Genomic DNA, 25,305 nt, shown 5'->3' on the forward strand with positions numbered 1-25,305 from the left:
ATTAAAAGTTACTATTATAAAAACTAGTTGATTAATTTGAATAAATTAAAATATTATATACTTTTGGAATATTAATAAATTAAATATGGAAACATTACTTTTAAATAGCAATTCAAAGAAAGATATTAATCTATTACTTGATATTGCAAATAAATTAGGGATTGACCTAAAAATAGTACCTAAAGAAGAAGAAAAAATAATAACGAAAGAAAAATTATTTTATAAAAAAATTGAAAATGCTATCAAAGAATCAAAGGAAATTGCATCTGGAAAAAAGATAGGAAAAAAATTAAGTGATACATTAAATGAAATTTGAATTTGTTGAAACATCAATATTTGAAAAAGAACTAAAACGACTTTCAAAGAAACATAAATCAATCAAAGAAGACATTCGCAATTTAATGAATACTATTGAGGAAAATCCAGATATCGGTGTAGATTTAGGAAATGGCTTCAAGAAAATAAGAATGAGTATCACATCCAAAGGTAAAGGAAAAAGTGGAGGAGCAAGAGTTGTTACTCAAAATATTATTATTAACAAGGAAGAACATAAAATAATCATGGTCATTCTCTGGGATAAGAGTGAAGTAGAAAACGTTGACATCAAAATATTAAAAGATTTAATCTAGTAAACCACCAGCCTAAAACTGGTGGTTTTTTTTATATCTTTGCGCCATGGAAAAAGAAAATCAAATATTTGGTATTAGAGCGATTATTGAAGCAATTCAGTCAGGTGCAACTGTGGATAAAGTATATATTCAAAAAGAAGCTTCGGGCGAATTGATGAAAGATTTGATGAAAGTCATGAAACGAAATGACATCAACTTTTCCTATGTTCCTGTAGAAAAACTAAATCGCCTTACTCCTAATAACCACCAAGGTGCAGTGGCAACCGTATCTCCTATTGGTTTCTTCGACTTAGAAACTTTAATTGATGATACACTAACGGCTAATAAAGTTCCTTTATTCTTAATCTTAGATCAAATTTCAGATGCAAGAAACTTTGGAGCCATTATCAGAACGGCTGAATGCACAGGTGTAAATGGAATTATTGTCCAAAAGTCGGGCTCTGCTCCTGTTAATGGTGATACCGTTAAGACTTCTGCAGGTGCGGTTTTCAATGTGCCTATTTGCAAAGTTGAGCATATTAAAGATGCCATTTACTTATTGCAAGCAAGCGGAATCAAAACTGTTGCCGCAACCGAAAAAACAGACCATACCATTTATGATGTTGCTTTAAATTCGCCTGTTGCCATCATTATGGGAAGCGAAGACAGAGGCGTTAACCCATCAGTGCTAAAAATAGTCGATGAGAAAGCCAAACTTCCTATGTTTGGAACAATCGGTTCGTTAAATGTTTCTGTGGCTTGTGGAGCGTTTTTATATGAAGCAGTAAGACAAAGAAGTTAAACTTTAAAAATAGATTTAACAGAAAATTTTAAATTAGGAAACGTAGGACTTTCTAATTTACTATTCTCAACAAGTGGCTTCAAACCAATAAACTTGTCGTCTTTTAAAACATAAATCAAAATTGTTTTTTCAGATTGGTTGACAATCCAATATTCTTTAACACCGCTTTCTTAGTACAAATCAAATTTGATAGTCATTTCACGATTAGAATTTCCCGGTGAAAGAATTTCTATAATCAAGTCTGGCGTACCTATGCAACCTTTTTCGTCTATTTTTTCAACATCACAAATCACACACAAATCAGGTTGAACAACTGATAAAATCTTTTTATCAATTGTACTTTGTTTAAAATTGATTAATCTTACATCAAAAGGGGCAACATACATTTGACAAGTTGTTTTCCTAAAAACTTTGCTTAACTGATATGTTAATTCGCCAGAAATACGCTGATGAGAGGAACTTGGAGCAGGACTCATTTTAAAAACTTTACCTTTAATAAGCTCTACTCTGTCTTTAAAATTCCATAGCAAATAATCAGCATAAGTATAACTTGCCTTTAAATCGAGTTGCTTGATATTTGAGATAATAGTGCTCATTGAAAAAATAATTAAACAAAAATACAAATATATCAATTTGATTTTTTAAAATTATAAGTAATATTTTCATTAGTAGTAAAATAATCCTCAATTTCCTCTTCAATTGGTTTATTTACAAAATTTCCGTTTTCGTCAAATCGCTCCAAAAACTTATCGCCTTCTGGGTTATAATCTGGTTTTTCCCATTCATATTGCGTGGCTTTTTTATAGTCGGGAGTTTTGAAACGTACAGCAAAAACAAATCCTGTGAGGAGTCCAGCCAAATGACCTTCCCAAGAAATTGAGTTTTCTATATCTGGAAAAATGTACCAAAACATACCACCGTAAACCGAAATAATCGTTAGCGACAAAGCCACCAATCGGTAATATTGACTCATCAAACCTTTAAAGAAAATAAAGCTAAAAATCACATAAATCAATCCGCTTGCACCAATGTGATACGATTCACGGCCAATCAACCAAGTGATAATTCCCGAAAGTAGCACTCCGTAAAACAGCACTTTCAACGAAACTTCTCTGTAAAAATAGATTAAAGCTGCAGTAAAAATAAATAGCGAAATAGTATTATTCGCCAAATGGTTCAAGTTACCATGCAAAAACGGACTACAAACCACGCCAATCAAACCCGAAAAAGTTCTCGGAAAAATACCCAATTGCGCCAAATGCAAATTAAAAGAATCATCGATATAAAAAACCGACCACATCAGGAAAATCAACAGTGTTGGAACAATCCAAACAGAAGGCGAATATTTAAAATAGTTGTCGTGCATTTCTAAAGCTAGTCAAAAATACAGCCAAAAATAAAAAACTGCTATTTTGTCATAACTAGAAACGAATGGCTTGGGTATTTTAGCAATCCTTATTCCTGCTACTGGAACTCGCTTTATCTCGTTTTGAGAAAACGAGACAAGAGCTCAAACAATTCCAGTATCAGGGTTAGTTAGGTTTTGTATTGAAAAGAGGCAGAATTTCAAAAAAAGCACTCTTGCAACCAACTGCCCTAGCCCTGATTGCAGTGGAAATCCTTTTATTTTTTTCATTAAAAAATAAAAGATTGCAACGGAAAGCAGGAAATAGCTCCTTAAAAAAGTCATCAGTTAGCAGTTACTGAAAACTGAGACTGAGACTGCAAACTAATAATTCAAAAGTTCTTCCATTTTCAAACGCACTTTATCCACATTTGGAATCATGGTAAACTCCAACGTACTATTTAGTGGAATCGCAGGCATATTTTCCGAACCAATTACCATTACTGGCGCATCAAGATATTTAAAACATTTTTCTTGAATTAATCCAGCCAAACTTCTTGCGAAAGAATTGTTTGTTGGTTCTTCGGTTACAACAAGGCATTTTTTGGCTTTTTTAACCGATTTAAAGATAGTTTCTTCATCAAGTGGAAAAAGAGTTCGTAAATCGATAATTTCTACTTGATTTTTCATCGTTGCTGATGCGTTCAAAGCCCAATGAACGCCCATTCCGTAAGTGATAACGGTTATGGTTTCGTCGGTTTCTTGTTCCCAAATTTCTTGAACGATATTGGCTTTTCCGAAAGGCAAAATGTAATCTTCGCTAGGTTCGTTGACTCTGGCGGCATCCGTTCCTTTTACTTTACTCCAATATAAACCTTTATGCTCCAAAATCACAACCGGATTTGGGTCGTAATAAGCAGATTTCAGCAAACCTTTTAAGTCGGCACCATTGCTTGGATACGCGATTTTTATTCCGCGAATATTTGTTAAAACACTTTCTACAGAAGACGAATGATAAGGTCCACCACTTCCGTAAGCACCAATTGGCACACGAAGAATCATGCTCACTGGCCACTTTCCGTTGGATAAATAACACGAGCGACTGACTTCGGTAAACAACTGGTTCAATCCTGGCCAAATGTAATCGGCAAACTGCACCTCAACAATTGGTTTCAAACCAACAGCCGACATTCCAACCGTAGAACCAACGATGAAAGCTTCTTGAATTGGCGTATTGAATACACGTTCGTCACCGAATTTTTGTGCTAAAGTAGCGGCTTCTCTAAAAACTCCACCCAATCTTCCGCCAACGTCTTGTCCATACAGCAAACATTCTTGGTGCTTTCTCATTAATTCTTCAACTGCAAAAAGCGCACAATCAACCATCACAACTTTATCTTCACGCTCTGGATTTCGTTCACCAACTTCCTCCATAATTGGAGTTGGAGCAAAATCGTGTGTAAATAAATCTTCTGGTGTTGGATCTTCAGCTAGTTGTGCTTTATCAAAATCAGCTTGGACTTTGGCAACAGCCGTATTTTCTATAGTTTGAATTTCTTCATTAGTAAATCCAGCTTCCAACAATTGTTTTATCAAAACCGGAAAAGGATCACGCGATTGCGCTTCTTCCAAATCGTCACGATACCATTCCATTCGAACACCAGAAGTATGATGATTCAACAACGGAACTTTAGCATGAACTAAAAACGGACGACGTTCTTCACGAATCGTTTTTACCACTTTTTGTAACGCTAAATAACTTTCAGTAAAATTAGCTCCGTCAATCGAAATCGCTTCAATTCCGTGAAATCCTTTAGCGTATTCAAACGCGTTTTGAGCACGAGTTTCAGCAGCATTTGCCGAAATATCCCAACCGTTATCTTGTACCAAATATAAAATTGGAAGTTGTTTCAACGCTGCCATTTGCAATGCTTCGGCGATTTCTCCTTCGGTTACGGATGCGTCTCCAAGTGAACAAACAACTAATGGTTTCTCTTGATTAGCATCTTGAATTCCTATATTTTCTTTATACCAAAATCCCATAGCTGCACCAGTTGCCGGAATCGCTTGCATTCCTGTTGCTGATGATTGATGTGGAATTTTAGGTTTATCAGCATCTTTCAAACTTGGATGACAATAATAAGTTCGTCCGCCCGAAAATGGATCGTCTTTTTTTGCCATCAACTGCAACATCAAATCATAAGGTTGCATCCCGATTCCTAGCATCATTGCATCATCACGATAATACGGAAACGCATAATCTTGTGGCAACAATTGCATCGCCATCGCAATTTGAATCGCTTCGTGACCTCGGGAAGTTGCGTGCACGTATTTGGAAACTATTTTGAAATTATCTTCATACAAGGTTGCCATAGCTTTGGCAGTTGCCATTGTTGAAAATGCTTTTTCTAGTGTATTTTTATCTAACATTTATTTTAAAATTTAACCACAAAGAAAGCGAGAAGCTCACTATTTATGTAACTTTGTGTTCATTGTGCCTTCTTAGTGTCTTAGTGGTTTAGAATTTATTTCGCTTCTACAATCCAACCAAATTCATCTTTGATATCTTGCACTTTAATAGCATTTAAAGTGTCATTTACCATTACCGAAACTGGGTTCTCTGCTGGAAATTTAATCGATAAATCGTTGTTTCCAATTTCTTCTACCATTGCGATTCCAACTGCTGTTCCTGTTCCGAATGCTTCTTCTAAAGTTCCGTTTTTAGATGCTTCGATGATTTCTGAAATGGTTATTGGTCTTTCTGTTACTTCAAACCCTTTACTTCTTAATAAATCGATAACGCTCATTCTGGTAATTCCAGACAAAATAGAACCGGTTAAACTTGGCGTAATGAATTTTCCATCAATTTTGAAGAAAATATTCATCGTTCCTACTTCTTGAATGTATTCAAAATCTTGAGCATCCAACCACAACACTTGGTCAAAACCTTTAGCTTTTGCATATTCTGTTGGACGAATTGCTGCTGCGTAATTTCCGGCTGCTTTGGCTTCTCCAGTTCCACCATTTACGGCACGAACGTATTTTTTCTCTGCGAATAATTTGATTTTTTTACTAAAAAATGGTCCTGCTGGCGATGCCATTACGATGAATTTGAAACTTGTAGCTGCACGCATTCCGATAAAAGCTTCATCGGCATACATAAACGGACGCAAATACAAAGCACTTCCTGTTGATTGTGGAATCCAATTTTTTTCTAAAGCGGTGAATTGTTTCAAGGCTTCCACAAATAAATCTTCTGGAAAGGAAGGCATTCCCATTCGGTCAGCACTAAAATTCATTCGTTTTGCGTTTTCATCAGGACGAAATAATAATGGTGTTCCATCTTTTCCTAAAGTTGCTTTCATTCCTTCAAAAATAGCTTGTCCATAATGTAAAGCCATTGCTGCAGGATGTGTTGGAATCAAAGCCAATGGTTCAATTCTTGGATTGCTCCATTCTCCATTTTCATAATCACATATAAACATATGATCAGTGAAATTGGTTCCCATCGTGATGTTTTCAAGATTTACTTCTGAAACTCTTGATTGTGAAACTTTAGTTATTTTTATTGCTTGTGTCATTACTGTTTCCATAATGTTATATTGTTGTGTTTGCGTCAAATTGTTCTAAATAATCGCCTACTTTTCGTAAGAATGAACCTCCTAAAAATCCATCAACTACACGATGGTCGAAGGATAAAGAAAGATACATCATACTTCGGATGGCGATTTCGTCACCTTTTTCAGTTGTGATAACTTCGGGCCGTTTTTTTATTATTCCTAATGCTAAAATGGCTACTTCGGGTTGATTGATAATTGGTGTTCCCATCAAACTTCCAAAAGTTCCTACGTTGGAAATAGTGAATGTACTTCCTTGAATTTGTTCGGGTTTTAATTTGTTATTTCGTGAAGCTTCCGCCAAATTATTTACATCTTTTGCTAAAGCGACTAAATCTTTTTCATTGGCATTTTTCACTACTGGAACAATTAAATTCCCTGATGGTAATGCGGTTGCCATTCCGATATTGATGTCGTTGTGAACGATAATATTTTTCTCGTCCACAGAAACATTAATCATTGGAAAATCAGCTACAGCTTTTGCTACAGCTTGAACAAAAACTGGTGTAAACGTTAATTTCTCGTTGTGTTTTTGTTGAAATTTGTCTTTGTTTTCGTTTCTCCAATTCACTAAATTTGTAACATCTACTTCAATATAAGAAGTTACGTGAGGTGAAGTTTGCTTAGAATACACCATGTGATCGGCAATCATCTTGCGCATTCTGTCCATTTCTACAATTCGGTCTTTTCCTTCTACGAAATTGATTTTTGGTTTTGGAAAGGCTGTAGGTTGTGGGTTGTAGGTTGTAGGTTGTGGAATACTTTTTAAAGGATATTTACGGTTCTTCAAATAGTTAAAAACATCGCTTTTTTGTAATCTTCCTTCGGTTCCTGAACCTGGAATAGTTTGTAATTCTTCTATGGAAAGGTTTTCTTTTTGAGCAATTGAAATTATTAATGGGCTTATAAAGGTTGTAGGCTGTAGGTTATAGGTAGTGGGTTGATTTTGGGTTGTGGGTTGTGGGTTGTAGGTTGTAAGTTGTGTGTTAATCTTTGTAGATTTTTCTACTACCTCATTTCCGCTACCTACTACCTCAATCCTACTACCTAATACCTCTTTACCTACCACCTCAATTAGTGCCAAAACAGTTCCAACCTCAACAACGTCATCTTTTTGAAAACGAATTTCAGTAATGACACCCGAAACAGGCGAAGGAACATCACTATCGACTTTATCGGTAGCGACTTCTAAAATAGTTTCTTCGGCTTCTACAAAATCACCCACGTTTTTAACCCAACTGATTATTGTTGCTTCGGAAATACTTTCACCCATTTTGGGCATTTTGAATTCTGTTATCATATTTTAGTCTTCAGTCGCAGTCGCAGTCGCAGTTTCAATAGTATCTGAAAACTGAGACTGAGACTGTCTACTTATTTTTAAATTCTTCTAATGTTTTATAAAACGCTTCTTGTGTTGGTCGATTGGCAGGAATTTCTCGCAATGGTTCAACTGCTTTTAAGGTTTCGTAACATTCTTTTGGCAATTGCTGATACAAAGCGGTTCCTTTAGTTTTCCAATCAATCATTTCATCAGAAACATCTTTTATTATTGTGGATGGATTTCCTACTACCATTTTTCGGTTTGGGATTTGCATTCCGGCTTTGATAAAACTTAATGCACCAATAATACATTCATCGCCAACATTTACGTCATCCATAATTACGGAGTTCATTCCGACAAGGCAATTAGCTCCGATGTTAGCTCCGTGAATAATCGCTCCGTGACCGATGTGTGCTCCGGCTTTCAATACCATTGATTTTCCTGGAAACATATGAATCGTACAATTTTCTTGTACGTTACAACCATCTTCAATAATGATTTCGCCCCAATCGCCACGAATCGCTGCGCCTGGACCAACGTAAACGTTTTTTCCAATAATCACATTACCCGTAACCGATGCTTGCGGATGGATGAAACTACTTTCGTGTATTACTGGGATGAACCCTTTGAATTCGTATACCATTTTTTTTAGGTTGTAGGTTGTAGGTTGTAGGTTGTAGGATAAGGAATAAACCTAATACCCAATACCTAAAACCTACCACCTTATTTAAACTTCTTCAATGTTTCTTTTGTAAAATCAGATAAAACTAATCTTCCGCTTATTGCAGCTCTTTCGGCTAATAAATTATCCCAATCTTCGGTGCCTCGCCAAAATACTTTTTTCATTTCGAGCATGGCTTCCGGATTGTAGGTGCATAAATGTTCGGCGAATTTTTGAACAGCTTCGTCCATTTCTTCTATGTTTTCAAATATTTGAGCGAACAAACCTTTTTCTTTTGCCCAATTGGCTTCATAAAATGTGTTGGCGTCGATTGCAATTTGAGACATTGCTGAAACTCCCATTTTTCTTTCGATAGCTGGTGATACAACGAAAGGTCCGATTCCGACATTTAATTCTGATAATTTAATGGCTGCAAATTTAGTTGCCATACAATAATCGGTTGACGCTGCTATTCCAACTCCACCACCAACGGTTTTTCCTTGAATGCGTCCTATTATGAATTTTGGACATTTTCGCATTGCGTTAATTACGTTGGCAAATCCTGAGAAAAATACTTTTCCGGTTGCTGCATCGTTGATGGAAATTAGTTCTTGAAAACTTGCTCCAGCACAAAAAGTTCGTTCGCCACCACTTTTTAGGATGATTACTTTTACTTCTGAATTATTTCCAACTTCTGTTATTGTGTTGGCTAATTGTGCTAATATATCGCTAGGCAATGAGTTTTGTTCTGGATGAAAAAACTCGATGGTGGCGATGTTGTTTACTATATTTTGTTTTACGTATGCTTCTGTCATAATTATTTTTTTGGACGCGGATGACACAGATTAAACTGATTTACGCTGATTTTCTTTTTTATTCTATATTCCTAGCCCTGATAGTAGCGGCATCCTTTTTCTTTTTTCTTTAAAAAGGAAAAGATATAGCGGATAGCAGGATTAGCTTCTAATCATTATTCTATAAAATATTAAATTGTTCAAAGTGATGGTTCAAATGCTTTCTTTCTAACAGATAAGAGGCGTATTTATTCATTTCTCCGAAGACCATATTCTTTAAAATCGCTTCTGGATTTTCTTTGAAAAATGTTTTATAATTTTCTCTGGCTTCGAAAAATTTGGCTTTGGCAGTTTCAAAATCAGGATGAATTAAATCTTCTAATTCATCTTTTTTCATCGTTGGAAACTTGGTTCCCATTGGAAATTTGTCATAATTATATAACGAATTATGGACTTTATCCAAAATCTTTTCGGGCGTTACGATTTCGAAATCCTGAATTTCTCCTGACATGATTCGGTAGCCTTGTTCCAAATGTTCTAACAAATGCTGTGGCGTTAAAATTCCCCAACTTGGTTTTGAATTTTCGGTAAGTTTATTCAAACATTCGGTTATTTTTTCATCCGTCATTTCAACGAAAACTTCTTGTTTTTTCTGAACCATTGTTAGAATTGTTGCTACTGCTACCAATTCGTTTTCGGTATCAAAAACTTCTACAAACCATTTTACAATTCCGCTTGGATGTTCTGCTGACGCGACATCTCTATCTACTTTTTGCTTGCAGGTTAAACGCACATAAACCGTGTCGTTGTGGTAAATTGGGCGCAAGAAACGGCATTCTTCTAATCCGTAATTGGCTGCTACCGGACCTTTATTTGGGTAAACAAACAATCCTGCCGCGGCGGCCAAAATGAAATAACCGTGAGCCGTTCTTTTCTTAAATATACTTCCGTCAAGCGAAGTAATATCGGTGTGTGCGTAAAAATGATCCCAAGTGATATTGGCAAAATTGATAATGTCGGTATCTGTAACCGTTCTGTTGTGCGTTCGCAATGACATTCCAGGTTGGATGTCTTCCCAATGGTATTGAAATGGATGTTGTGTAATTTCTTTATAAGCCGAATTCGCTTGATAAATTCCGGTGATTTCAGTTAAAGTTGTTGGCGAACCTTGAATGGCACAACGTTGCATATAATGTTTAATTCCTCGAACGCCACCCATTTCTTCGCCGCCACCAGCGCGACCTGGACCACCGTGAACCAACAATGGCAATGGCGAACCGTGACCTGTACTTTGTTTGGCATTTTCACGATTTAGAACCAAAATTCTACCGTGGTGTGAAGCTGCATTTACTACATATTCTTTGGCTATTTCATCAGAATTTGTAACAATTGATGAAACTAACGAACCTTTACCCATTTGAGCTAATTCGATAGCTTCATCCAAATTTTCATATGGCATTATGGTTGAAACTGGTCCAAATGCTTCGGTTTCGTGAACGGCTAAATTGGTAAACGGATTGTCTTCACGAAGTAAAATCGGACTCACGAAAGCACCTTTTTCGTCTGCTCCGATTATGTTGGTTTTTTCTAAATCGCCATAAACTATTTTGGCAGATTTTGATAATTCTTGAACTCTTCCTTTTAGAACATCAACTTGGTCTTTGCTTACCAATGCGCCCATTCGGACTTCTTTCAATCTTGGGTCACCGATTGCAACTTTATCTAAAGAATTTGAAAGAGCAGCTTGAACGTCATCCATTAATTTTTCTGGGACAATCATACGGCGAATTGCTGTACATTTTTGTCCGGCTTTTACGGTAATTTCGCTTCGAGCTTGGTTTATGAATAAATCAAATTCAGGCGTTCCTGGAACTGCGTCTTCTCCTAAAATTGATGCGTTCAAACTATCGGCTTCCATTGTAAACGGAACTGATTCTTGTAGTATTCTTGGATGTGATTTCAGTAATCTTCCTGTGGCTGCCGAACCTGTAAAGGTGATTACGTCTTGGCTTTCTACAGTATCAAAAATGTTTCTAGCTGTTCCTGAAATTAATTGTAATGCGCCTTCAGGTAATATATTAGATGCTATAATTTCACGAACAACTGCTTCTGTTAAATAGGCTGTTACTGGTGCTGGTAAAACTACAGCTGGCATTCCTGCCATCCAATTGCAGGCACATTTTTCTAACATTCCCCAAATTGGGAAGTTAAAAGCGTTGATGTGAATGGCAACTCCTTTTTTTGGAACCAAAATATGATGCGCCATAAATCGACCACCTTTTGACAAATCGATTGGATCGCCTTCTACGTGATACGATTGATTTGGGAATAATTTTCTTAAAGACGCATTAGCATAAAGATTTCCGAAACCACCTTCGATATCAATCCATGAATCGACGCGAGTGGCACCTGTTTTATAACTAATTTCGTAAAATGCTTCTTTGCGTTTGGTTAAATACATCGCCAAACTTTTAAGCATATTACCGCGTTCTTGGAAGGTCATTTTGCGTAATTTTTCACCGCCTTTTGTTCTTCCATAATGTAAAATGGCTGGAATGTCTAATCCTTCAACAGAAGTTTCTGCTATGAATTCTCCGGTTATTGCATCAAAAGATGGTTTTCCTTCTCCTGTAGCAGAAGTCCATTTTCCTTGTACGTAATGTTGTGTTTTGTTCATATTACCAATATGTCGCTCCTACGGAGCTTTTATATTAAAATAAAAATCTTTTTTTTCATTTTTTTCATTGGCTAAAGCCAATGGCTATTGAACTACGCGTTCGATAATTGCTGCGTATCCTTGACCAACACCGATGCACATTGTTATTAATGCATATCTTTTTCCTTTTAGTTGTAATTCTAAAGCTGCTGAATAAGCGATTCTTGCTCCCGTTACTCCTAGTGGATGACCGATTGCAATTGCTCCTCCGTTTGGATTTATTCTTGGATCGTTGTCTTTTAATCCGAGCTCACGAATACACGCTATACTTTGGGCTGCGAAGGCTTCGTTTAGTTCTATAATATCTATTTGATCTAGTGTTAAACCTGCTTTTTCTAATGCTTTTTTGGTGGCTTCTACTGGGCCAATTCCCATTATTCTTGGCTCTACTCCTACTACCGATGAACTTACTATTCGAGCCAATGGTTTTAGGTTGTATTTTTTAACAGCTTCTTCTGATGCAATTATTGTTGCACAAGCTCCGTCATTTAATCCTGAAGCGTTTCCGGCAGTTACGCTTCCGTCTTTTTTGAAAGCTGGTCGTAATTTAGATAAACCTTCCATTGACGTATTTGATTTTATAAATTCGTCTTTTGAAAACTGAATTGCATCGCCTTTTCGTTGTGGGATTTCAACCGTTACAATTTCTTTCGCTAATCTTCCTGAAGCTTGTGCTGCTGTTGCTTTTTGTTGGCTATTTAAAGCAAACGCATCTTGATCTTCACGAGTGATGTAGTATTTTTCTACTAAATTTTCGGCTGTTTCACCCATTGCATCAGTACCGTACATTTCGTGTAGTTTTGGATTTATGAAACGCCATCCGAAGCTGGTGTCATACATTTTAGAATCGGTTCCGTAAGCTGATGATGGTTTGGAAACTACTAATGGTCCGCGTGTCATATTTTCTATTCCGCCTGCTATAAAGATGTGTCCGTCACCTGCTTTTATGGCACGATTGGCATGAATTATTGCTGATAATCCTGAACTGCACAAACGGTTTACGGTTTCGCCTGGAACAGAATATGGTAAACCTGCTAACAATAATGACATTCTAGCCACATTACGATTGTCTTCTCCAGCTTGATTTGCGCAACCTATGATTACATCGTCGTAAGCTTCTTTTGGAATGTTTGGATTATTTTCTACTACGGCTTTAATGACCAATGCTCCTAAATCATCTGGACGAACCGATGCTAGTGTTCCTTGGTAACTTCCGATTGGAGTTCTTACTCCGTCTATGATGTATGCTTCCATTTTAGGTTTTAGGTTGTGGGTTCTAGGTTGTAGGTTGCTCAACTTTGAACTTATATTTGTTTTTTATTTTATTATCTATTCAATACATTTCCTTTTTAGCCCTGATTGGAGAGGAAAGCTCCCGATTTTTTCGGGACTTGGAACGGAAAGCAGGAATTGCCATTATTGAAAATGCCCGAGCCATTCGCTCATAATGATTTATTTGATTGTTGATTAACGATTTTTGATTGCAGAGCTTTATGAAACTTCAAAAATCAAAAATCTATATTCTTCAATCGTTAATCTTATTCTTCCCAATCTTTTTGTGTGCGATAGACAACGCCTTTGAAAAGCGCTACTAATTCATCACCTCGTTTTACTTCTATTATATTGAATCCTAACTTGTTATTTACTTTTTCTATTACTGATTCGGCTATTAAATAATCTCCTTCGTTTACGGCTTCGATGTGATTTATTGAGGTTTCGATGGAAACGGAAAATTTACCGTGTGTGTTGGCTGCGAATCCGAAAGCGGTGTCGGCCAACGAATAGGTGATTCCGCCGTGGGCTTTGAACATACTGTTGAGCATTTCTTTGCGAACCGTCATAGCGACTTTACAACGACCGATTTCGCATTCGAGAATTTCGATGCCTAGCCATTGGCTATAAGCATCTTGACTTAACATTTTATGAGGTATTAGGTGGTTGGGGATAGGTTTTAGGTCTGACATACTAACTATTTATTCGTTTACCGATTATACTTCTTAAACTGCTAATCATTTTTGTGATTTCTGATAGAACTTGTCTATTTAATTCGTTTGTTTCTTCAGAAATATAATTTCTTAGATAGGCCTTTGAACTACATGAAACACATTCGTGAGCACTATGCCAAGCGTTTCCAAGATAATTATAGAACTGTTTATCTGTTCCTCCTGAACCTTCTGCAATATTTAAAGCTATAGAATCACTTGCTCTTTTAAATTGTGAAGTTAATTCATATCTTTCTTCTTTTGGAAAACTTTTTGCTTGAATATTAATCAATTCACCAAATTGCATTGCTTTTTGGTAAACTAACAAATCTTCAAATATAAAATGAAATTTTGATTCCATAATTTATCTTTTTCTACCTATACACCTACTACCTCAAAAAACCTATCACCTTTATTAGCCATTCTTCTTAATATTGGACTACATCTGTATCTGTCTTCGTGGTATTCGTTGTAGAGTTCGTCTAGTTTATCTACGCACCAATTGATTCCTAGTTCGTCTGCCCATGCTAGTAATCCTTTTGGATAATTTACTCCTTTGGTCATAGCGTTGTCAATATCTTTGGCTGATGCTATATTTAAAAATAATGTGTCTGCTGCTTCGTTGATAAGCATTACAATTACTCTTTCGAAAATGGTTTTTGCTAAAACAGAATCTTCTTTTGGAGCAGGTAAATCTTGATTGTAATTGTAAAATCCTCGACCTGATTTTCTTCCTAGAAATCCGGCTTCCAATAGTCGTTTTTGTGTGAATGATGGTTTGAATTTTGGGTCGAAATAGAATGCTGTAAATACGGTTTCTGTTACGATATAATTTACATCATGACCTATCATATCCATTAATTCGAATGGCCCCATTCTGAATCCGCCGATGGTTTTTAAAGCCCAATCGATTGTTGCAAAATCGGCAACACCTTCATCGTAAATTCGTAAACTTTCGCTGTAAAAAGGTCTTGCAACACGGTTTACTATAAATCCTGGTGTGTCTTTTGCAACGGCAACTACTTTTTTCCAATCGGAGATAATTTGTACTGATTTTTGAAGCACTTCTTCGCTGGTTTGAACCGCTGGAATTACCTCAACCAATTGCATTAATGGTGCTGGATTAAAAAAGTGAATTCCAATGACGCGTTCTGGTTTTTGGCAAGAAGCAGCAATGGAAGCTATTGATAAAGAAGACGTATTGGATGCTAAAATGGTTTCGGGCGAGACGCAATTTTCTAATTCTGAAAATAATTTTCGCTTGATTTCCATATTCTCAATTATGGCTTCGATGACTAAATCGGAATGCGATAATTCACCTAATGTGTGTGCGTAGGAAATATTATTTTCGATTCGGGATTTTTCGTGCTCGTCTATTTTTGCTTTTTCGACTAATTTCGATAGCGTATTTTCGAGATTGGATTTGCTTTTGGCAAGCGCATCGAGATTGGTGTCGTAAATTTTCACTTCACAACCTGCTGTTGCGGCTACCTGTGCGATGCCACTTCCCATTGTTCCTGAACCTATTATTGCAATATTAATTAACGATTGCTGATTAACGATTGCTGATTTTTGATTTTTTTCGTCCATTTTAAAATACACATCTATTTTTTTGAAGAAGCCGTTTTTACACTTGAAACAAAAATTGAAATTAGCTCATCATTTTCTTTTAACAATTTATTTAATGAATCAATATCAGTGACTAATTCAGCTCCTTTTTGGATTTTCATATTGATAAAACTTTCTCTCAATTCTTTTAAACAAATTTTCATTTTATGAAGAAAATCATTTGTTGATTCTCCACTTCTAGCTTCTCCATAATTTAAAGCAGAGGAAGTTGCAGAACGAATTAATTGTTTTGCTAAATGTTCAGAAGCAAAAGATTTATCAATTTTCTTACACATTATAATTACATCAACTGCAAACTGAATTAATCTATCTTCTAAATTTATTGGTTTCATAATGATTTATTTGAATGTTGATTAACGATTGCTGATTTTTGAACTTTATTATCTTTAAAATCAAAAATCGTTACTTATGCTCATAGTTAAATATTTTCTAATTTTTTTATTGTTCTTTTCTAAAATCAACAATCAAAATTCTTTAATCGTTAATCAATTCCCTTTGAATTCGGGTTTTCTTTTTTCTACGAAAGCGGTTACTCCTTCTTTGTAATCGTTGGATGAACTTGCTTCGATTTGTAAATCTGATTCTAGAGCTAGTTGTTGTTCTAGATTATTTGTCATGGATTGATTTAATAATCTTTTGGTTAAACCGATTGCTTTAGTTGGCATTTGAGCTAAAGTGGTTGCTAAAGTCATTACTTCTTCATCGAATAATCCGGTAGGGAAAATTTTATAAATCATTCCCATATTTAAAGCTTCTACTGCTGAAACTTTATCGCCTAACATCATTAAAGCAGTTGCTTTTTGGAAACCAATTAATCTTGGTAAGAAAAATGTTCCTGCACTGTCTGGAATTAATCCGATTTTACTGAAGGCTTGAATGAACGATGCATTTTCAGAAGCTACAACTATATCGCAAGCTAAAGCGATGTTTGCTCCAGCTCCAGCTGCAACACCATTTACAGCACCAATAATTGGTTTTTCGATGTTTCTGATTTTTTGGATGATTGGATTGTAATGTTCTTCCAATATTTTTCTGAAACCTGGATTTAATTCTGGGTCGGTTACTTCTTTTAGGTCTTGTCCGGCGCAAAATGCTTTTCCGTTTCCGGTAATTACTATTGCACGTACATATGTATCGTTTTCACAATTGTCTAAAGTTTCTTGTAACAGAAACGCCATTTCACGATTGAAACTATTGAAAACTTCGGGTCTGTTGAGTGAAATCCACGCGACATTGTTTTCAATTTTTAGTTCTATTGAATTATTGCTCATACCTTATTTATTGAAGATTGAAGAATAACGATTTTTGATTTTAGAACTTTTAAACTTCATAAATCAAAAATAAACATTCAGCAATCGTTAATCCTATTATTTTAAACATTTAAAGTAGTCGAATGGCTCTAAACAATCTTCGCATTGGAAAAATGCTTTGCATGCTGTGGAACCAAATTGACTTACCAATTTTGTGTTGAATGAACCGCATTGCGGACATTTAACAACTTTTTTATTTCCAAGAAGTGCTTCCTTATCAGCTGATTCTGATAATGGTGAAGCAATTCCGTATTTTTCTAATGCTGCTCTGCCTTTTGGAGTAATCCAATCGGTTGTCCATGCTGGCGATAGGATTAGTTCTATTTTGGCTTCGTAGCCTTTTTGTTTGAATGCTAATTTTATGTCATCTCCAATTACATCCATTGCTGGGCAACCGCTGTAGGTTGGTGTGATTTGAACTTCTACAATTTCATCTTTTATTTTGGCAGAACGCACTACTCCCATTTCCATTATTGATAATACTGGAATTTCTGGATCGGAAACTGTTTCGAGAATTTCGAATAGTTTTTGGTCGATATGTCCTATTGTTTCTGTCATAAAGATTTGTTTGATTGAAGATTAACGATTGCTGATTTTTGAAGTGAAAAAATTCAGAAATCAAAATTCAGAAATCGACAATCGTTAATCGTTTACCAATTCATATTTGGATAAGCTAATTGCATATATTGCATTTGTGCTAAAAGATATCCCATATGTTCGCTGTGAATCCCTTTTTTTCCTCCTTTTTGGAAGTATTCTATTATTGGAATTTGCAATGTTGCTTCTTCTAAAATTTCGTTTATTTTTTTAAAATAATTTGCTTTTAATAGTGTTACATCTACTCCAATTCCTTCTGTAACCATTGCTTTATCGGCATCAGTTTGATGGAAAAGTTCGTCTGTAAAAATCCATAAATCGTTGATAGCGGTTTGGATTTTGTTATGACTTTCTTCGGTTCCGTCTCCTAATCTTCTAATCCAATCGGAAGAAAATCTTGTGTGATACGAAACTTCTTTAATGCTTTTTTTGGCAATAGCAGATAATGTTTCGTCTTTGCTGTTTTGCAATTCTTCTAATAACAATAAATGATAAACATCGAACAGAAACTGTCTAGCAATGGAATTGGCAAAATCTTGATTGGGCTGTTCGACCAACAAAACGTTTTTATATTCTCTTTCTTTTCTTAGGAAAGCGATTGTATCTTCTGTGGCATCGCCTCCGATTAATTTAGCTGCATATTGGTAATAGCTTCGAACTTGACCGAATAAATCTAGTGAAATATTGGTCATTGCGATATCGGTTTCTAGACTTGGACCGTGACCGCAAAGCTCACCGAGACGTTGTCCTAGAATTAGAGAATTATCTGCAATTCCGTATATGTATTGAATTAAATTGTTTTTCATTTTGAAAAGGTTGTAGGTTGTAGGTTGTAGGTTGTAGGTTGTAGGACATTCATTTTTTCCTAATACCAAAAACCTAATACCTATGACCTAATTACATGTGTTTTAATTCGTCTGGCAATTCGTAAAAAGTTGGATGACGGTAAGCTTTATCCTTTGCTGGATCGAAAAGTTCGGCGCTGTCGTCTGGATTTGATGCTGTGATTTGTGCTGATGGAACAACCCAAATACTTACACCTTCCATTCGTCGTGTGTAAACATCGCGTGCGTTTTCTAATGCCATTGTTGCATCGCTTGCGTGTAAACTTCCGCAATGGCGGTGTTCTAATCCGTTTTTACTTCTTATAAATACTTCCCAAAGTGGCCAGTTTTTCATAGTGTTAAGGTTATAGGTTGTAGGTTATAGGTTGTAGGTTGTAGGAACCTTCTAAGACCTACTACCCAATACCTAACACCTAATTTATATTGCTTGTTTTACTTCTTTGTTTGCTTGTTTTTCGGCGTATGCCATTGCAGCGTCACGAACCCATTTTCCTTTTTCCCAAGCGTTAACTCTTGCTGAGATACGTTCTTTGTTACATGGTCCGTGGCCTTTTACTACTTGCCAAAATTCGTCCCAATTCATTTCGCCAAAATCATAAGATTGTTTTTCTTCGTTCCATTTTAAATCTGGATCAGGAATGGTTAGACCAATCATTTTAGCTTGAGGAACCGTTTGATCTACAAATTGTTGACGCAAATCGTCGTTGCTTTTACGTTTCAGTTTCCATTTCATTGATTGCTCGGTGTGAACCGATTCGGCATCTAATGGTCCTAACATCATCAATGATGGCCACCACCATCGGTTTAAGGCATCTTGCGCCATTTCTTTTTGCTCTAGAGTTCCTTCTGCTAAGGTCATCATAATTTGAAAACCTTGACGTTGGTGAAAACTTTCTTCTTTGCAAACACGAACCATTGCTCTAGCGTATGGTCCAAAAGAAGTTGAACATAAAGGCACTTGATTGATAATAGCTGCACCATCAACTAGCCAACCAATGGCGCCCATATCGGCCCAAGTTAGTGTTGGATAATTGAAAATACTCGAGTATTTTGCTTTTCCTGAATGCAATTGTTCGTATAATTCTTCGCGTGATACGCCTAAAGTTTCACAAGCAGAATATAGGTATAAACCGTGTCCGGCTTCGTCTTGAATTTTGGCCAAAAGTGCAACTTTACGTTTTAACGATGGTGCACGAGTAATCCAATTTCCTTCTGGTAGCATTCCTACGATTTCGGAATGTGCGTGTTGGGAAATTTGACGAATGTGTGTTTGACGGTATTTTTCGGGCATCCAATCTTTGGGCTCGATTTTTTCGTCTCTTGCAATTCGTGCATCGAAGATTTCTTCTAAATTTTTTACTTCTTTTTCTGACATACTTTTTTGAATTAGTGTTCAGCCTGCCTGCGGTAGGCAGGTGTTCAGTCGCCGTAATATTTTACTTTGCAGTAACTTTGAACGATTATTGTTTTATTTTTTTGCCACGGATTTAACGGATTATACAGATTTAAACTGATTATTATTTTACCGCAAATTCGCAAATTATATTTTTTTCTTTCGAACTATTAAGGTTCATTAAGATAGTGTTGTTTTATATTTCTAAATTTTATTCAATTCGTTTGCTTTCTAGCCCTGATTGGAGGGAAAAGCCTCGCTTCTTTAGCGAGATTTGGAAGGAAAGCAGGAAAATGGATTTCAAAAATGCCTAAACCATTCGCTCCTAAACGCCAAAATCGACTACTACTTTGTCGGTTGTTGGGACAGCTTGACAGCTCAAAACCAATCCTTTTGCGACTTCGTGTGCATCGAGTGCGTAATTGACTTTCATTTCGACTTCGCCTTCTAAAACTTTGCATTTGCACGTGCTGCATACGCCGCCTTTGCAGGCAAATGGTAAATCGGCTCCGGCTGCTAATGCACCATCGAGAATGTTATCGTAGGCTTCGTCCATCACGAAATGGAATTCTTTTCCGCCGTCGATGATGGTGATGTCGGTTCCGTTTACTTTATTTTCTACAATTCTTTGAATACGTTTTTTGTCTTCTTCGGAAATTCCGGAAGTGAACAACTCGTAATGTATTTTATCGCTATCTAATCCGGCAGCGGTTAATTCGTCGCGTAATAAGAAAATCATCTCTTCTGGCCCGCAGATGAAACAATCGTCGGTTGCTGGAATATCGATTATTTTTTCGATTAAAACCTGAATTTTTTCTTTGGTAAATCTTCCGTTGAATAATTCGGATGCTCGATGTTCTTTAGTTAGGAAATGAAAAATTTCGAAACGATTGAAATACAAGTTTTTAAGTTGTTCAATTTCTTCCTTAAAGATAATGGATTTTACGGAACGATTTAAATAAAATAATTTAAAAGTGCTGTTTGTCTCAGATTTTAAATGTGTTTTTATGATTGACAGAATTGGCGTGATACCGCTTCCAGCTGCGAATGCTATGTAATTTTTGGCTTTTTGGGTATCGATTTCTACATTAAATTTTCCGCTTGGTGGCATTATTTCTAGGATATCACCACTTTTTAGCGTTTCGTTTACGAAGGTTGAGAACAATCCGCCATTGATTTTTTTAACGGCTACTTTCCATTTATCTTCGATTGGAGAGGAACATAATGAATAGGAACGACGGACATCTTCACCGTCAATTGTAGCTTTTAGCGTGAGATGTTGTCCTGGTTTGTATTGAAATTCTTGCTTTAATTCTTGCGGGATTTCAAAAGAAAGTACGGAACAATCTTTGGTTTCCTTGTAAATATCGGCAATTTTTATGCTATGAAATTTTGACATAACCACTGAATAATTTTTAACTAACACTTGTTAGTTTGTTATGCAAATTTAGTGAAAATTTTAATATGTTACGAAAACGTTGTAATATTTTAAAGATTAAAGGATTTTGAGATTGATTGAAGGATTGAAAGATTTTTAAACAATTCCGTTTAGTAAGACCTGAATCATATTTGCCTTTAACACTTCTGGCTTGATTGTTTTTTTCTTACCATACCAAAGGTAGAGTGTTCGCAATGTTGACAGTGTTGAGAAAATTATGACTTCGATGTTTAGGTTTTTTATTTCTCCGTTGGCTATTCCGGTTTTGATTATTTGTCGGAAACTCTCTTCATAGTCGTTTCGCATTTTGATGAAATAAATTAAATCATCATCGGTTAAGTGCATCCAATCGTTGTTTAGACAAGCTAGTGCATCTGAATTTCTTAATGTAATATCGATGTGAAGTTGGATAACTCGTTCGATTTTTTGGATGGTTATGACATTAGATGCAAGGATTTCTTCTATTACGGAAGTAAATTCTTCGGCAATTTCGATGATGATTAAAACTAGAATTTCTTGTTTGGACTTGATATGATTGTAAAGACTTGCGGCTTTGATATCCATAGCCTGAGCGATGTCACGCATAGTTACAGCACTATATCCTTTTTCTTTGAAAAGTTTTGCGGATACATTTACAATTTCGGTTTTTCTATCAGTAATCTTCATACGATTTCAAATATAAAGATTTTTTTGACTTGGGTAACTTTTGTTACAACTTTATAGTATGTATACCATTAATTTTGCTGTGAAAATCTGAAATAGAAAACAAATTAAAAATATAAAATATGGGATTATTAAGTATGTTGGGTTTAGGCGGAAAATCGGAAAGTGTTAAAGACTATATAGATAAAGGCGCTGTTATTATTGATGTAAGAACAGTTGGCGAGTTTAGAGAAGGTCATATTAAGAACTCAAAAAACATTCCTTTAGATACCATTTTTTCGAAAGTTAATGAAATTAAAAGGTTAGAAAAACCTGTTATCGTTTGTTGTAGAAGCGGAATGAGAAGTGCGCAAGCAAACTCAATTTTAAAAAGCAACGGAATTGACTGTATGAATGGTGGAGGATGGCAAAGCTTGGAAAATAAATTATAGTTTATTGATTAAATAGTTATTGGTTTTTGTAAAAGTGACCTTGAAATTCATCGTCGCTTTTACCCTTTTATTTTAGATTGAAACTTTTGATTATTATTAACCACCTCACCATCATATTTTAAAGTCCAACCCATAGAACTTGTTAGAATTAAAATCTTAGATAATTCGCTAATTAATCTATTTTTAGCATTTAATTTTAAAGTAGATTTAGCTATTTTCTTTTTTAAATTCTCTCTAGCCAATTTATTGATTTTATTATAATCATCACCTGTAAATTCATTGAAAGTTGAAGATTCAGTATTATAATATATAATATCAGAACTAATTTTTATTTCTTCTTAAGGAATGTTTGTGATGGTTACTGTTTTATTTATTGCATCAATATCATATTTTACTTTGCTTAAATCAAAACCTACAGTTACATCAGCATTGATAACGACTAAAGCTTTTTTATCAAAACTCAAACCTGGAATATAAGTTTCTTTTCTGTCTTTATAAGTTAGAACTTCGGCAAAATGGCCTTCAGTTACAACTAGTTTTTTCAACATTTTTAATTTGTTGTTGTATTAAATTAGTATCATATTCTATCGAAGACGTTTCGCTTTTGGTAGTAAAAAATTTATATCCAAAAAACAAAACTAATCCTATTAGAATTAAAACTGCCCATTTTCGAAATTCTGATAAGGCTACAAAAAAGCCCACTTTAGGAGGGGTTTGTTGCGACATTTTAAAATTGTATTTGCGGATATTTTGAGACTAAAGTAGTGATTTTTTGATTTAAATTTTTCAAAAACTTTTGATGGTTTTCTGAATTTGGATTAAATGGTTTATGATGCAATGCTTTTTGAATATCACAAACTTGTTGCATGGTGACAAATTCTTTTTCATCAACATAATTTTCAAAGAATTTTATCCAAATATAGTCGATTGCTGTTTGGTTTGGATGCAACATATCTTCGGCATAAAATCTATAATCTCGAAGTTCGTCCATTACAATTTCGTAGGAAGGAAAATAGATTGCAGATTGCAGATTGCAGATTGCAGATTGTAAAGCGGTAATCAAATGCGCTTTGCTTCTTTGGTTTTCAACAAATCCATCTTTGATATGTCGCACAGGTGAAATGGTAAAAATAAAATTACAATTTGGATTGATTGATTGAATTAAATTGATGTTGTTTTTAATTGAATTTTCAATAATTTCTACAGCCAATATTTCTTTATCAAACTGATTTTGTGGCACTTTATGACAATTGGCTACAATTGCACCTGATATTTTATGTCTATATACCCAAGAAGTTCCAAACGTTAAGATTAAATGTGTTGCCTCTTGAAATTGACTTCTAAAACTATGTAAAACCTTATTCAAATTGGCAAGTAATAATTCTGATGAACTAGCGCTCAAATCGGAATGAACTTCAAAACAATGCCATCTTTCATTATGAAAAAAAATGTCGTTTTCGACAAACTCAATTTTGTTTATAGCACGATGAATCAATTTTTCAATAGAAACAGGATTAAAAATTATCCCAAAAGGATTTACACAATTTTGAAACTTAAAATAATCAAATTTTTCACCCATATTTTCAGCAAAACAGGAACCAAAAGAAATAATTTTAGAATTATAATCAATTGAATTTTGGTGTTTGAAAATTGGAATTTTAGTGGTGAAGTTCATTTTTTTTTATTTCTTTATAAACTTTTTGCTATAAATACCATTTTCACTTTCAAATTTAATAATATAAACTCCACTACTAATGTTTGAAACATCAATTTTTTTAAAATTAGATTTTTCAGACATGAGTTTTTTTCCTGAAATATCATGAATTGAAATTTCTTTCAATAGTATTTGGCTTTCATTTTCAATGTTAATAATACCATCGGAAGGATTTGGATAGAAATCAAAATTATTTTTTTCAAAATTATCCGTTGCCAATGTCCCATAATTAAAGAGGTGTTCAACTGTATTTCCAAGATAAGTAAATCTCAATTTCCATTGTCCAGATTGGTTAAAAAATGAACTGTTATATGTCCAATACCAATAAGATGAATAATAAAATGTTGTAAAATTATAATTAAAACTGTCAGCTATGGTATTGTTTGGTCGTATTATTTGAATAGTTCCCAATGTATTTGGCAACTGATCAGCTAAATAAACAGAGATAACAACTGGAGATCCAGTAGTAAAATTGTCACTTAAATAAGTATTCTCAACTTGCGGACAGCTGTTGAAACTAATAACTTGACTATGAGTCAAAACTGCATTTATTTTTGGCTCTTGATATGGTTTTTGATTTAACCACCAAGAATCGGTACTCGAAGTCCAATTATTACAATTTCCTAGATACGTATCAATCAATTGGTTAGCAGAGTTATAAACCTCGAAATGCAAATGAGGACCAGTTGAATTTCCTGAACTTCCAACAACACCAAGAAATTCTCCAGCTTCAACAATATCTCCAATACCTTTAGATGTTAAGGAGTTACTTTTCATGTGCCCATACCATGCCACACTTCCATCACTATGTTGTACATAAATTGCATTCCATTGATTATTGTTAAAACCACAACTCATATCAAAATTCCCATCTGTTTTATTAATAATTATTCCCGGAGCCGCCGCAATTACCCATGCTTGGTTATTTTGAAATTGATACCAGCTAAAAGGCCAAGTATAAATATCTATTCCTTTATGATTATAGCCTGCTGAAGTGTCATATGTTCGACCACCACAATTCCAATCTTGCAATTGGTTTGGATAATTAGGATTATGATCAACATGATTACTAATGCTCCATACATTATTATATGGCGCTGTGGGATTTTTAGTTACAGGCCAAATAAAAAGTGGATGGTCTAAAGGTTGTTTTGCATTTCTTAAAAAAACATTATTTTTCAGTTTTTCTCTATTTGCAGTAATTTCTTTAAAGACAACTTCTCTTTGTTTATCAGAAATACAGTCATCTATTGCTTGAGGAACTTTATACTCTCCACCACCATGATCAATAACTCCTTTTTGGGCAAAACCTGAAGAAATTATAAAAATTAGTAGTAAACAAATTTGATTTTTTTTCATCTTATCAAAGTTTAATTTTAACAAATATAATATTTTATCCAAAAAAAGCATAATGTTAACGGTAACTAATATTTGTTATT

At 35.0% G+C, this 25,305-nt stretch carries 26 protein-coding genes and 1 pseudogene; 4 read left to right on the plus strand and 23 right to left on the minus strand.

Annotated elements, in window-relative coordinates; all coding sequences use genetic code 11:
* The first annotated feature begins 85 nt into the window (after positions 1-85).
* The 3 genes from ACIQ66_RS05400 to rlmB are packed head-to-tail and all read left to right on the plus strand — an operon-like array spanning position 86 to position 1,410.
* Positions 86-316: a hypothetical protein gene (locus ACIQ66_RS05400; protein WP_396211769.1), complete on the plus strand. Its 231-nt coding sequence runs from the start codon at positions 86-88 to the stop codon at positions 314-316.
* Positions 306-629, plus strand: a complete 324-nt coding sequence (locus tag ACIQ66_RS05405) for a type II toxin-antitoxin system RelE/ParE family toxin (protein WP_396211770.1) — start codon at positions 306-308, stop codon at positions 627-629. Before ACIQ66_RS05400 ends, ACIQ66_RS05405 begins: the two co-directional genes overlap by 11 nt.
* 46 nt (positions 630-675) lie before the next feature.
* On the plus strand, positions 676-1,410 hold the full coding sequence (gene rlmB / locus ACIQ66_RS05410) for a 23S rRNA (guanosine(2251)-2'-O)-methyltransferase RlmB (protein ID WP_396211771.1): 735 nt from the start codon (positions 676-678) through the stop codon (positions 1,408-1,410).
* 170 nt (positions 1,411-1,580) lie between these two features.
* Here rlmB and ACIQ66_RS05415 read toward each other — a convergent pair whose 3' ends face one another.
* The 20 genes from ACIQ66_RS05415 to ACIQ66_RS05510 all read right to left on the minus strand — a co-directional run bounded on the left by ACIQ66_RS05415 (position 1,581) and on the right by ACIQ66_RS05510 (position 21,724).
* Positions 1,581-2,006: a Uma2 family endonuclease gene (locus tag ACIQ66_RS05415; RefSeq protein WP_396211772.1), complete on the minus strand. Its 426-nt coding sequence runs from the start codon at positions 2,004-2,006 to the stop codon at positions 1,581-1,583.
* Between the two features lie 32 nt (positions 2,007-2,038).
* Entirely contained in the window at positions 2,039-2,776 is a 738-nt protein-coding gene (locus tag ACIQ66_RS05420) for a rhomboid family intramembrane serine protease (protein WP_396211773.1), read from the minus strand.
* Between the two features lie 363 nt (positions 2,777-3,139).
* The gene (locus ACIQ66_RS05425) at positions 3,140-5,185 is read right to left on the minus strand and encodes a thiamine pyrophosphate-dependent enzyme (RefSeq protein ID WP_396211774.1); all 2,046 of its coding nucleotides are present in this window, start codon (positions 5,183-5,185) and stop codon (positions 3,140-3,142) included.
* 95 nt (positions 5,186-5,280) lie between these two features.
* A complete protein-coding gene (locus ACIQ66_RS05430; RefSeq protein ID WP_396211775.1) occupies positions 5,281-6,348 on the minus strand; it encodes a branched-chain amino acid aminotransferase in 1,068 nt (355 codons plus the stop codon).
* A 4-nt stretch (positions 6,349-6,352) separates the two neighbouring features.
* Positions 6,353-7,672, minus strand: coding sequence for a dihydrolipoamide acetyltransferase family protein (locus ACIQ66_RS05435; protein ID WP_396211776.1), 1,320 nt, complete (start codon positions 7,670-7,672; stop codon positions 6,353-6,355).
* 67 nt (positions 7,673-7,739) lie between these two features.
* The gene (locus ACIQ66_RS05440; protein WP_396211777.1) at positions 7,740-8,336 is read right to left on the minus strand and encodes a transferase hexapeptide repeat family protein; all 597 of its coding nucleotides are present in this window, start codon (positions 8,334-8,336) and stop codon (positions 7,740-7,742) included.
* A gap of 80 nt (positions 8,337-8,416) precedes the next feature.
* A complete protein-coding gene (locus ACIQ66_RS05445) occupies positions 8,417-9,169 on the minus strand; it encodes an enoyl-CoA hydratase/isomerase family protein (protein WP_396211778.1) in 753 nt (250 codons plus the stop codon).
* A 160-nt stretch (positions 9,170-9,329) separates the two neighbouring features.
* Positions 9,330-11,825 (minus strand): phenylacetic acid degradation bifunctional protein PaaZ, encoded by a 2,496-nt coding sequence (gene paaZ, locus ACIQ66_RS05450; RefSeq protein WP_396211779.1) that lies wholly within the window; start codon positions 11,823-11,825, stop codon positions 9,330-9,332.
* A gap of 84 nt (positions 11,826-11,909) precedes the next feature.
* Complete coding sequence (gene pcaF, locus ACIQ66_RS05455) at positions 11,910-13,118, minus strand: 3-oxoadipyl-CoA thiolase (protein ID WP_396211780.1); 1,209 nt, start codon at positions 13,116-13,118, stop codon at positions 11,910-11,912.
* Between the two features lie 284 nt (positions 13,119-13,402).
* Positions 13,403-13,828 carry a PaaI family thioesterase gene (locus ACIQ66_RS05460; RefSeq protein WP_396211781.1) on the minus strand — a complete coding sequence of 142 codons (426 nt, stop codon included), beginning with the start codon at positions 13,826-13,828 and terminating at the stop codon, positions 13,403-13,405.
* Between the two features lies 1 nt (position 13,829).
* A complete protein-coding gene (locus ACIQ66_RS05465) occupies positions 13,830-14,207 on the minus strand; it encodes a four helix bundle protein (RefSeq protein ID WP_396211782.1) in 378 nt (125 codons plus the stop codon).
* Positions 14,208-14,224: 17 nt separating this feature from the next.
* On the minus strand, positions 14,225-15,436 hold the full coding sequence (locus ACIQ66_RS05470; RefSeq protein WP_396211783.1) for a 3-hydroxyacyl-CoA dehydrogenase NAD-binding domain-containing protein: 1,212 nt from the start codon (positions 15,434-15,436) through the stop codon (positions 14,225-14,227).
* Positions 15,437-15,450: 14 nt separating this feature from the next.
* On the minus strand, positions 15,451-15,807 hold the full coding sequence (locus ACIQ66_RS05475) for a four helix bundle protein (RefSeq protein ID WP_396211784.1): 357 nt from the start codon (positions 15,805-15,807) through the stop codon (positions 15,451-15,453).
* 153 nt (positions 15,808-15,960) lie between these two features.
* Entirely contained in the window at positions 15,961-16,746 is a 786-nt protein-coding gene (locus ACIQ66_RS05480) for an enoyl-CoA hydratase-related protein (RefSeq protein ID WP_396211785.1), read from the minus strand.
* Positions 16,747-16,842: 96 nt separating this feature from the next.
* Entirely contained in the window at positions 16,843-17,343 is a 501-nt protein-coding gene (gene paaD, locus ACIQ66_RS05485; RefSeq protein WP_396211786.1) for a 1,2-phenylacetyl-CoA epoxidase subunit PaaD, read from the minus strand.
* A 92-nt stretch (positions 17,344-17,435) separates the two neighbouring features.
* Positions 17,436-18,188 carry a 1,2-phenylacetyl-CoA epoxidase subunit PaaC gene (gene paaC, locus ACIQ66_RS05490; RefSeq protein ID WP_396211787.1) on the minus strand — a complete coding sequence of 251 codons (753 nt, stop codon included), beginning with the start codon at positions 18,186-18,188 and terminating at the stop codon, positions 17,436-17,438.
* A 91-nt stretch (positions 18,189-18,279) separates the two neighbouring features.
* Entirely contained in the window at positions 18,280-18,561 is a 282-nt protein-coding gene (gene paaB, locus ACIQ66_RS05495) for a 1,2-phenylacetyl-CoA epoxidase subunit PaaB (RefSeq protein WP_298177646.1), read from the minus strand.
* An 84-nt stretch (positions 18,562-18,645) separates the two neighbouring features.
* Positions 18,646-19,602 carry a 1,2-phenylacetyl-CoA epoxidase subunit PaaA gene (paaA, locus tag ACIQ66_RS05500; protein ID WP_396211788.1) on the minus strand — a complete coding sequence of 319 codons (957 nt, stop codon included), beginning with the start codon at positions 19,600-19,602 and terminating at the stop codon, positions 18,646-18,648.
* A 343-nt stretch (positions 19,603-19,945) separates the two neighbouring features.
* Positions 19,946-21,019, minus strand: coding sequence for a 1,2-phenylacetyl-CoA epoxidase subunit PaaE (gene paaE / locus ACIQ66_RS05505; RefSeq protein ID WP_396211789.1), 1,074 nt, complete (start codon positions 21,017-21,019; stop codon positions 19,946-19,948).
* Between the two features lie 135 nt (positions 21,020-21,154).
* Positions 21,155-21,724 carry a TetR/AcrR family transcriptional regulator gene (locus ACIQ66_RS05510; protein WP_396211790.1) on the minus strand — a complete coding sequence of 190 codons (570 nt, stop codon included), beginning with the start codon at positions 21,722-21,724 and terminating at the stop codon, positions 21,155-21,157.
* A gap of 119 nt (positions 21,725-21,843) precedes the next feature.
* On the opposite strand from ACIQ66_RS05510, the gene ACIQ66_RS05515 reads away from it, so the two are divergent.
* Positions 21,844-22,152 carry a rhodanese-like domain-containing protein gene (locus tag ACIQ66_RS05515; protein WP_396211791.1) on the plus strand — a complete coding sequence of 103 codons (309 nt, stop codon included), beginning with the start codon at positions 21,844-21,846 and terminating at the stop codon, positions 22,150-22,152.
* Positions 22,153-22,211: 59 nt separating this feature from the next.
* Here the strand turns inward: ACIQ66_RS05515 and ACIQ66_RS05520 are convergent.
* From ACIQ66_RS05520 to ACIQ66_RS05530, 3 genes and pseudogenes are all read right to left on the minus strand, one after another.
* Positions 22,212-22,700 (minus strand): annotated as a pseudogene (locus ACIQ66_RS05520) (DUF4230 domain-containing protein).
* A 179-nt stretch (positions 22,701-22,879) separates the two neighbouring features.
* Entirely contained in the window at positions 22,880-23,827 is a 948-nt protein-coding gene (locus tag ACIQ66_RS05525; RefSeq protein ID WP_396211792.1) for a GSCFA domain-containing protein, read from the minus strand.
* A 6-nt stretch (positions 23,828-23,833) separates the two neighbouring features.
* On the minus strand, positions 23,834-25,225 hold the full coding sequence (locus ACIQ66_RS05530) for a peptidoglycan DD-metalloendopeptidase family protein (RefSeq protein WP_396211793.1): 1,392 nt from the start codon (positions 25,223-25,225) through the stop codon (positions 23,834-23,836).
* Positions 25,226-25,305: the final 80 nt, after the last annotated feature.

The organism is Flavobacterium sp. (assembly GCF_044377315.1).
Taxonomy (GTDB): domain Bacteria; phylum Bacteroidota; class Bacteroidia; order Flavobacteriales; family Flavobacteriaceae; genus Flavobacterium.

Excerpts from the sequence above, each read along its gene's own strand:
- ACIQ66_RS05425 (WP_396211774.1), bottom strand. The coding sequence starts at position 5,185 with ATGTTAGATAAAAATACACTAGAAAAAGCATTTTCAACAATGGCAACT.
- ACIQ66_RS05460 (WP_396211781.1), bottom strand. The coding sequence starts at position 13,828 with ATGTCAGACCTAAAACCTATCCCCAACCACCTAATACCTCATAAAATG.
- ACIQ66_RS05435 (WP_396211776.1), bottom strand. The coding sequence starts at position 7,672 with ATGATAACAGAATTCAAAATGCCCAAAATGGGTGAAAGTATTTCCGAA.
- ACIQ66_RS05405 (WP_396211770.1), top strand. The coding sequence starts at position 306 with ATGAAATTTGAATTTGTTGAAACATCAATATTTGAAAAAGAACTAAAA.
- ACIQ66_RS05445 (WP_396211778.1), bottom strand. The coding sequence starts at position 9,169 with ATGACAGAAGCATACGTAAAACAAAATATAGTAAACAACATCGCCACC.
- paaE (WP_396211789.1), bottom strand. The coding sequence starts at position 21,019 with ATGTCAAAATTTCATAGCATAAAAATTGCCGATATTTACAAGGAAACC.
- ACIQ66_RS05415 (WP_396211772.1), bottom strand. The coding sequence starts at position 2,006 with ATGAGCACTATTATCTCAAATATCAAGCAACTCGATTTAAAGGCAAGT.
- ACIQ66_RS05475 (WP_396211784.1), bottom strand. The coding sequence starts at position 15,807 with ATGAAACCAATAAATTTAGAAGATAGATTAATTCAGTTTGCAGTTGAT.
- paaC (WP_396211787.1), bottom strand. The coding sequence starts at position 18,188 with ATGAAAAACAATTTAATTCAATACATATACGGAATTGCAGATAATTCT.
- paaD (WP_396211786.1), bottom strand. The coding sequence starts at position 17,343 with ATGACAGAAACAATAGGACATATCGACCAAAAACTATTCGAAATTCTC.
- ACIQ66_RS05525 (WP_396211792.1), bottom strand. The coding sequence starts at position 23,827 with ATGAACTTCACCACTAAAATTCCAATTTTCAAACACCAAAATTCAATT.
- ACIQ66_RS05440 (WP_396211777.1), bottom strand. The coding sequence starts at position 8,336 with ATGGTATACGAATTCAAAGGGTTCATCCCAGTAATACACGAAAGTAGT.
- ACIQ66_RS05420 (WP_396211773.1), bottom strand. The coding sequence starts at position 2,776 with ATGCACGACAACTATTTTAAATATTCGCCTTCTGTTTGGATTGTTCCA.
- ACIQ66_RS05510 (WP_396211790.1), bottom strand. The coding sequence starts at position 21,724 with ATGAAGATTACTGATAGAAAAACCGAAATTGTAAATGTATCCGCAAAA.
- ACIQ66_RS05465 (WP_396211782.1), bottom strand. The coding sequence starts at position 14,207 with ATGGAATCAAAATTTCATTTTATATTTGAAGATTTGTTAGTTTACCAA.
- paaZ (WP_396211779.1), bottom strand. The coding sequence starts at position 11,825 with ATGAACAAAACACAACATTACGTACAAGGAAAATGGACTTCTGCTACA.
- ACIQ66_RS05470 (WP_396211783.1), bottom strand. The coding sequence starts at position 15,436 with ATGGACGAAAAAAATCAAAAATCAGCAATCGTTAATCAGCAATCGTTA.
- ACIQ66_RS05480 (WP_396211785.1), bottom strand. The coding sequence starts at position 16,746 with ATGAGCAATAATTCAATAGAACTAAAAATTGAAAACAATGTCGCGTGG.
- rlmB (WP_396211771.1), top strand. The coding sequence starts at position 676 with ATGGAAAAAGAAAATCAAATATTTGGTATTAGAGCGATTATTGAAGCA.
- ACIQ66_RS05430 (WP_396211775.1), bottom strand. The coding sequence starts at position 6,348 with ATGGAAACAGTAATGACACAAGCAATAAAAATAACTAAAGTTTCACAA.
- paaB (WP_298177646.1), bottom strand. The coding sequence starts at position 18,561 with ATGAAAAACTGGCCACTTTGGGAAGTATTTATAAGAAGTAAAAACGGA.
- paaA (WP_396211788.1), bottom strand. The coding sequence starts at position 19,602 with ATGTCAGAAAAAGAAGTAAAAAATTTAGAAGAAATCTTCGATGCACGA.
- ACIQ66_RS05530 (WP_396211793.1), bottom strand. The coding sequence starts at position 25,225 with ATGAAAAAAAATCAAATTTGTTTACTACTAATTTTTATAATTTCTTCA.
- pcaF (WP_396211780.1), bottom strand. The coding sequence starts at position 13,118 with ATGGAAGCATACATCATAGACGGAGTAAGAACTCCAATCGGAAGTTAC.
- ACIQ66_RS05400 (WP_396211769.1), top strand. The coding sequence starts at position 86 with ATGGAAACATTACTTTTAAATAGCAATTCAAAGAAAGATATTAATCTA.
- ACIQ66_RS05515 (WP_396211791.1), top strand. The coding sequence starts at position 21,844 with ATGGGATTATTAAGTATGTTGGGTTTAGGCGGAAAATCGGAAAGTGTT.